The sequence below is a fragment of the Desulfovermiculus halophilus DSM 18834 genome (assembly GCF_000620765.1).
GTDB classification, from domain to species: domain Bacteria; phylum Desulfobacterota; class Desulfovibrionia; order Desulfovibrionales; family Desulfothermaceae; genus Desulfovermiculus; species Desulfovermiculus halophilus.
This window is the reverse complement of sequence record NZ_JIAK01000009.1, coordinates 131,514-138,944: the sequence shown is the minus strand read 5'-3', so window position 1 is coordinate 138,944 and position 7,431 is coordinate 131,514. Positions and strand designations below refer to the sequence as shown.

General features: G+C 56.5%; 4 protein-coding genes and 2 rRNA genes. 4 read left to right on the top strand and 2 right to left on the bottom strand.

What is annotated here, in order from left to right; translation table 11 throughout:
- The 4 genes from N902_RS0106155 to N902_RS0106140 all read left to right on the top strand — a co-directional run.
- Positions 1-214 (top strand): 23S ribosomal RNA (locus N902_RS0106155); the annotation flags it as partial.
- Positions 215-251: 37 nt separating this feature from the next.
- Positions 252-366: ribosomal RNA gene (gene rrf, locus N902_RS0106150) — 5S ribosomal RNA — on the top strand.
- Between the two features lie 111 nt (positions 367-477).
- A complete protein-coding gene (locus N902_RS0106145) occupies positions 478-1,020 on the top strand; it encodes a macro domain-containing protein (RefSeq protein WP_027370221.1) in 543 nt (180 codons plus the stop codon).
- Positions 983-4,138 carry a hypothetical protein gene (locus N902_RS0106140; protein WP_244147379.1) on the top strand — a complete coding sequence of 1,052 codons (3,156 nt, stop codon included), beginning with the start codon at positions 983-985 and terminating at the stop codon, positions 4,136-4,138. Before N902_RS0106145 ends, N902_RS0106140 begins: the two co-directional genes overlap by 38 nt.
- Before the next feature lie 127 nt (positions 4,139-4,265).
- On the opposite strand, the gene N902_RS0106135 is transcribed toward N902_RS0106140, so the two are convergent.
- Complete coding sequence (locus N902_RS0106135; RefSeq protein ID WP_051564375.1) at positions 4,266-5,639, bottom strand: NADH-quinone oxidoreductase subunit N; 1,374 nt, start codon at positions 5,637-5,639, stop codon at positions 4,266-4,268.
- Between the two features lie 53 nt (positions 5,640-5,692).
- Entirely contained in the window at positions 5,693-7,390 is a 1,698-nt protein-coding gene (locus N902_RS16675; RefSeq protein WP_244147378.1) for a complex I subunit 4 family protein, read from the bottom strand.
- Positions 7,391-7,431 lie beyond the last annotated feature (41 nt).

Here is a 7,431-nt window from a genome sequence, read left to right as displayed (position 1 = left end):
GACGATCCGCTAGTGGACCTGTTGTCGCGCCAGCGGCACAGCAGGGTAGCTATGATCGGAAGGGATAACCGCTGAAGGCATCTAAGCGGGAAGCCTGCCCCAAGATAAGGTCTCCCTGAAGGCTCCTGGAAGACGACCAGGTTGATAGGCCGGACGTGTAAGCGCAGCAATGTGTTGAGCGAACCGGTACTAATAAGCCGTTCGTCTTATCTCTTTAATCTCTCCTACCCTGTGTTACTTATAGATTTTGTCCTGGTGGCCAGAGTGGAGGTGAGACACCCGATCCCATTCCGAACTCGGCAGTTAAGCCCTCCAACGCCGATGATACTGCGGACCCTTCCGTGGGAAAGTAGGTCGCTGCCAGGACATTTCCTTACAAAAAAAGGCTCCCTCTTCAGGGAGCCTTTTTTTTTGCGTCTTTTCCAGTTTCTGCGTATAATTTCATGCTACCAAACCTCAGAAAGGAGGGACACAGCTATGACAGCGCGGACGATCAAAGGCGTCACCCTTGAGTGCATCCAGGGCGATATTGCCCAGCAGCCGGACATGGATGCAGTTGTGAATGCAGCCAACGCGCAGCTGAGAACCGGTGGAGGAGTAGCCGGTGCTTTGCACCGGGCGGGTGGTCCAGGCCTTGAAAAGGAGTGCCGTCCTCTGGCCCCGATCGAGCCCGGACAGGCGGTCATAACCGGAGCCCATAATTTGCCGAACGCATATGTCATTCATTGTCTCGGACCTGTATACGGCAGAGATGAGCCGGCGGATGAGCTCCTTGGGGCATGTTACGCCCATGCCCTGGAGCTGGCTGACAGCCACGGGATCACCTCCATCGCCTTCCCGGCCATCTCCTCCGGGGCTTTTGGATATCCACTGCAGGCAGCGGCCCGGGTAGCCCTCTCAACGTGCATCTCGCACATCCCTGAGCTTACGTCCATACAGCTGATCCGTTTTGTCCTTTTCAGCAATCAGGATGCCTCTGTGTATGAGCAGCAGCTGCAGGACCTGGCTGCTGATAGATGAGGCGAGCGTAAACGAGCAAGCCATGAGTTTTTCCTCTGAATTCAACTGTGCGGATATCGACAATATCTCCCGGATATATTTCGACCAGAGCGATTTCGATCTCCTTCGGCTGGTGAACACGGTTTACAACCAGCGCGGCCACTCCGACTACAAGGAGCTCCTGGCACCCTATCTGCATCCGCACGGGATCAAGGAGATGGCCGCTCCCAGGGCCTTGCGGATTGCGTATTCCGTTATTCAGCTTCTCGGATCCTTGGAGAGTGGAAAGGCGAGGGACCGGATCAAGGCCTTGTGCTCCTTGCGGGACGAGGTGCTGTATACATCCCACGGGCCCCTGCGCATAAACGCGGCCAGGGTTTTGGTGGAAATAATGAAAAACCTTGTCCGCAGCCATGGGGACTGCCGCCGACAGCTGGAGCTGGCCCGGGATTTTTCAACAGTCGCCCAGGGAAAGCCCAGGCAAGTCAGGGCCCAGCTGGAAAAGTACCATCTTCTGGAGATGCCGGAAGAATGGAATCAAGTTGCCTTTGACGAGCATGTGCACGATGTAAATACCATCGGCCGCAAGTCGCCGACTCACTTGATCATGGATGCCTGGATCAAGGGAATCCGCAGCCTGACAGTCATTCACTACAATTATGTTTCCCGGGACGCAGCCGCTGAGCTGCTGGAAGCAGCGGCGATCATGGACATTCAGGTCAAGATAGGGATTGAGTTCAGTGTTCAGTTTCGAGGCAAACAGGTTCGTCTGGTATGGGTGCCTCGGGGGCTGCGCGATTTTGCTGGATTTGTTGAATTTTTGCAAAGCCCTCGGATCAGGGACTTTCTGCTTCAGGGCAAGAAGGTCCTGCAGCTGAATACACAGTACGTGCTGGGGCTTTTGCACTCTTTCAACCGCCGGCACTTGGCATCCCTGAATGACCGTCTGGGGATTCAGCTGTCTCCCCTGGATGCAGATACGTTCATGGGCTCGGTGCGGCAGGGTCAGGTCTCAGTGCTTCACCTGGCCAAGTATATCCATGACTCCGCTGCTCGAGAACTGCGTAATAATGGGGCAGAGCTTGAACCATACGGATCAGGGCAGGTGGATGCCCAGGGCAGCGAGTTTGTTGCCGGGCTGGATATCTACGATATTGTCGAAGATTATCTGAGTGAGCAGCACAACCCTGATGTTCCGGATATCTTCAGTGGAGAAGACCTCCCCGAGCTGTTGGCCCTGAGTCCGGCCCAGCTGGCCTTCAACCTGCACGGTCTGCATTCCAATTCCAATATCATACTCAACCTGTGCGATCTGCAGGTCCAGGATGTTGTGGAGCTGCTGTACGACTGCCAGGGACTTGTATCCCATCTGGAGATACTGAACCTGAAGAATCAGGTTCTGGGCCGGGAGTATGATCAGGAGAGGATAATCAAGCTGCAGCGGGCCCTGAATGCAGGAAACGTTATCAAGCTCAAGAAGTACTTGGGTCAGTTTGTTCAGGAAACCGAGAGCTGGGGAGATCAGGAGGCGGACAGGAAGGATAAGCTTCTGGAGATCTTATGCGAGATCTCCACCTTTCAGGCCTCGTATCAGGATAGGCCTCTCAGCGGATGCATCGGGACGGACTCAACAGGTCAATCCGGGCGGGTTTACGGCATGGGATTCGTTCTGGCCGAATCCCTGCCGAAAAGGACCAGAAAGGTGCTCCGATCCCGGAGCAGACAAGGCCAGACCCATACAAGCGTCGGGGTGGGTGTCCGGTCTTTTGTTCAGGATTCCTATCCGTCGAAAAACGAGCCGGTGGTTCATCGTTTCCTTTCTTCCCTGGAGCGGCTTCCGGGCCTGAAGCGCCTGGGACGACAGCGCAGGCGGGAATGGGTGGTGGAAGACTATTTCCTGCTCAGCTCTCAGCAGAGCAATATCTACACCCTGGGCGGGGTGCGGGGGAATGAAAGCTCCCGAAACCACAACGGCAAGGGAGTGCGATCCTTTTGGAGCTATTTGAACACCAAGCTGCGGATTGGGGCCAAGATATGTCTTGGCTTCATTCCCGCCTTTCTGACGTTCTTCTTAAGCCAGGACTGGTGGCTCTTGACCTATTTTGGGGCCCTGATCTGGTTCGGCATCACCGGGGTGCGGAACATTATCCAATCCATCCTCGCCTGCGGTGGAATCAACAGGCCCTCTCTGATCAAATGGAACAACTACGTCAGCTGGGACCGCCTGGCAGACTCCCTGATGTTTACCGGATTCTCGGTTCCCCTGTTGGACTACGTGGTCAAGACCCTGGCCCTGGATCAGGGGCTGGGGGCGACTGTCGGCACCCATCCCTTCCTGGTCTATGCAGTCATCTCCCTGGTCAACGGCCTGTATCTCTCTACGCACAACTTTTTTCGGGGATTGCCCCGGGGAGCAGTCATCGGCAACTTTTTCCGCAGTGTTCTGGCTATCCCCCTGGCTCTGGCCTTGAACTGGTTGGCCGGAGGTCTTTTGGGGATGCTTGGTGTGGCCGGGGTGCAGGCTGTACTGCAGCAGTGGGCGGCAATCATCTCCAAGCTGGCTTCGGACAGTGTGGCCGGAGTCATAGAGGGGTTGGCCGACCGGGCGGCCTACATCCGGCGCAGGGTGGTGGACTACAAGGGCAAGTTCCAGCACCTGTTCAACACCTATGATCAGCTGGAACGCATGTTTCCGATGGACGATGTCCTATTCATGCTGGAATCGACCAAGGAGCTGATGCAGAGCATTGAGTACGAGAAGCGGGAGATGGTGAATATAGTAATCGTCAACGCCCTGGATCTGTTGTACTTCTGGATGTATCAGCCTCGGGCCAGGGGGGTCCTGAAGCAGTTGTTCCGGCAGATGTCCAGGGAAGAACGAATGGTGATCCTGCTCTCCCAGCATGTCCTGTTCCGGGAAAAGCAGATAAGCAGGCTCCTGCTGGACGGGCTGGTGGGGGAAAATTTCTCCAGGCCGCTGTCATTTTACCTGGATCATTGGCGAAAGTACCTTGAGGATCTGGAGCATGTGGCCAATGCCTGTCCGCCACTGAACACAGAAGAGGGGGAGTACAGCATCCTTGATCAGCTCTCCCGGCCGGGCCGGGAGTGCCTGTCCAGGCCCATGCCGTTGTCCTGAGAAAACCAGGTTCTTCGACGCTGACCGTGTTTCTGGGTCTAAGAGCCTCTTTTTCCCAGCTGCACAGGGGAACGGGACTGCGGCAGATGTGCCACAGTTCGGGTTGTGACCTGGAGACCCGCGCCTGTCAGGATATGATGCCCATGCTGGCTTGAACCAGAAAGGCGTAGATGTTCTGGGGCACGATCCCAAGGTACAAGACCCCCACGGCCAGGAGTATGGCCATTGAGGCGCCGATGGGACTCAAGGCGATCTTGGCCGGCGTGCTCTGATCCAGGGTGTACGCGTGGCGGACAAGGTTGAGGTAGTAGAAGATGGCCAGAGCGGTATTCAGCACCGCGATGATCACCAGCCAGTATTGGCCTGCGTCCCATGCGGAGTTGAGAACAAACAGCTTGCCGATGAAGCCGGCTGTCGGGGGCAGACCGACCAGAGCAAAGGCGGATACGGCCAGGACAAAGGCCAGGAGCGGGGAACGGGAATGCAGGCCCTGCAGGTCGGTGAGGGCAACGTTTTCACCTGCATGTGAGATCCGGGTAATGACCCAAAAAATGGTCAGGTTCATGACCATATAGACCAGGGCGTAATAAGCGGCAGAGGCCAGTCCGTGAGCTCCTCCGGCAGCCAGGGCCATGACCACAAAACCGGCGTGGGCCACGCTGGAGTACCCCAGCAGCCGTTTGACGTCGCTTTGGATCAGGGCGGTGAGATTGCCCAGGGTCATGGAAACAGCAGCGAACACAGCCAAAATCGTAATCACTTCAGGCCCCGGCTGAAAGGCCATGAGCCGGACCATGACCACAATGGCCCCCAGTTTGGGCAGGGTGGCGGCGAAGGCGGCAGTCTCATTGCTGGCCCCTTGGTAGACGTCCGGGGCCCAGAAATGAAAGGGAAACAGAGCGATTTTATACAAAAAGGCCAGCAAAAAGAGGGCCAAGCCGATGAGGGCCATGGGCTGGTGGGCAAAGGACCAATCCATGGTCAACAGCTCCGAGATATAGGAGGTATGTTGGGCGGCCAAAATATAGGAGATTCCGTACAGCCCTATTGCTGAGGCCACAGCTCCGAACAGAACGTATTTGACAGCCGCTTCTACTGCCCGCTGGTCGTTGTTGCGAAAGGGAAGCAGGATATACAGGCTGAAGGAGGCCAGCTCCATGGAGATGTAGATGGTGAACAGCTCAACAGCGCTGGACAAAAGGAGGAGCCCGAAAGCGCTCATGAACATGAAGAAGAAATAGTCGGCCTTATTGGCCTTGCCCAGATTCGGCACCCGCATGGCATTGGCCGCACATACGGCCAGACCGATGAAGACAATGCCCTTGAAAAACTGGGACAGGCTGTCGATGTGATACGAGCCGTAGAACATGTCCTGGCTGCCGGCAGGGGCCAGAAAGACCAGCAGAGCGCCGAACAGGGCCGCCAGCGGGACCCATTCAACGGCCTCCTTCAACCAGTCCGTGATGCTCTGGACAAACAGAAGCGCCAGCACGGCGACCATGAACAATTCAGGGGCAATGAGCTGTGGATTGAAGTTGAGCACGTCCTGTCTCCTTATTCTTCACTCATCCGGACCGGAGCCGGTATTGACGATGTCCTCTCCGGCAGCCACGCGACACGGCGCACATCCGGCTCCGCATCCTGGAAGGAGGGCAGGTGAAGGGATGCGGCATGCATGTGTTGCCCAATGGGCCTTGTATCTTCCCCTGCAAAGGACAAAGGAAGGTATGCACCGTCCTGGGCCCTGAACTGAGCAGAGGGCGTGGAAGCAGTCTCAATCCGGAGTTCTTTCTGAGCCTGGAAATTGTCCAGCAGATTGTCAATGGACGGCCCTAGAAAGCTGAGGGCTTTTCCTGGGGCGACCCCGAGATAGATGACCAGCACTCCCAACGGCACCAGGTAGACCCATTCCCGGAAGCTCATATCCTTCCACGCCGCCGCCTTGGTCGGCGTTCCCCAGCCGACATTGAGCAGCAGGCGAAGCAGATACGCCAGCCCCAGGAGCAGCCCGACGATAAAGACCACACCTACCGGGGTGCTGACCTCAAATACTCCCAAAAGGACTAAAAGCTTGCTGAAGAACCCGTTGGTCCCGGGAAAACCAAACGCAGCCATGGAAAAGAGAAGCAGAAATCCGGTAAATGACGGCAAGTACCTGCTTACCCCCAGGTTTTCAGCGAGCTCGCGGCTGTGGCTGCGTTCGTAAATCAGCCCGACCAGCAGAAACAGGGCGCCGGTAATGATTCCGTGATTGAGCATATGCATGATGGCCCCTTCGACGCCCCGAAAGGCGAAAACGAAGATGCCCAGGGTAACAAAGCCCATGTGGGCCACAGAGGAGTAGGCGATGAGCTTTTTCATGTCCGACTGCCCAAGGGCCAGGAGGGATCCGACGATAATGGACAGGATGCCCATGCCGATCATCAGGGGGGCGAAAAAGTGGCTGGCGGCCGGGGTGATGGGCAGGCAAAAGCGGAGAAAGCCGTAGGCCCCCATCTTTAGCAAAATCGAAGCCAGGAGCACGCTCCCGGCAGTGGGAGCTTCCACATGGGCAGCCGGCAGCCAGGTGTGGAAGGGGTACATGGGGACCTTGATGGCAAAGGCCAGGGCCATGGCCAAAAAGGTCCAGAACTGAAACCGGAAGCTGTAGCTGTGCTCCATGAGCTCGGGAATGGAAAATGTACCGGTATTGATGAACAGGGCAACGATAGCGGCCAGAAAGAGCGTGCTTCCAGCCAGGGTGTAGATGAAGAACTTCAGGGATGCGTAGCGTCTTTTGGGGCCGCCCCAGACAGCGATTAAAAGATACATGGGGACCAGCATGGCCTCCCAGAAGATGTAGAAAAGAACAAAATCCAGGGAGGTGAACACCCCGATGCAGGCCGTGGTCATCAGCAGCAGACAGAAATGGAACTCTTTTACCCGCCGTCCGATGTATTTCCAGGAACACAGGACGCATATGGGCAGAAGGAATACCGAGAGCAGGACCATGAGCACACTGATTCCGTCTATCCCCAGGAAGTAGGAGATGTTCCAGCTCTGGATCCATTCCGCCTTTTCCACCATCTGAAACCGGGCTGTACTGGTATCAAAGCCGACAGCCATGGGCACGGCAAGGAGACATTCGATCAGGCCGACTGCCAGGGTAAACACCCTGACCGCAGTGTCGCTGCGCAGGAAAAAGAGGATCCCAGCCCCAAGCAGGGGGAAGAAGATCAAGGTGCTGAGCAGGGGAAAACCTGAGGTGAGCATGGCGACTTCTCCGGCAAACGTTGAGTATGATTGTGCGCAGA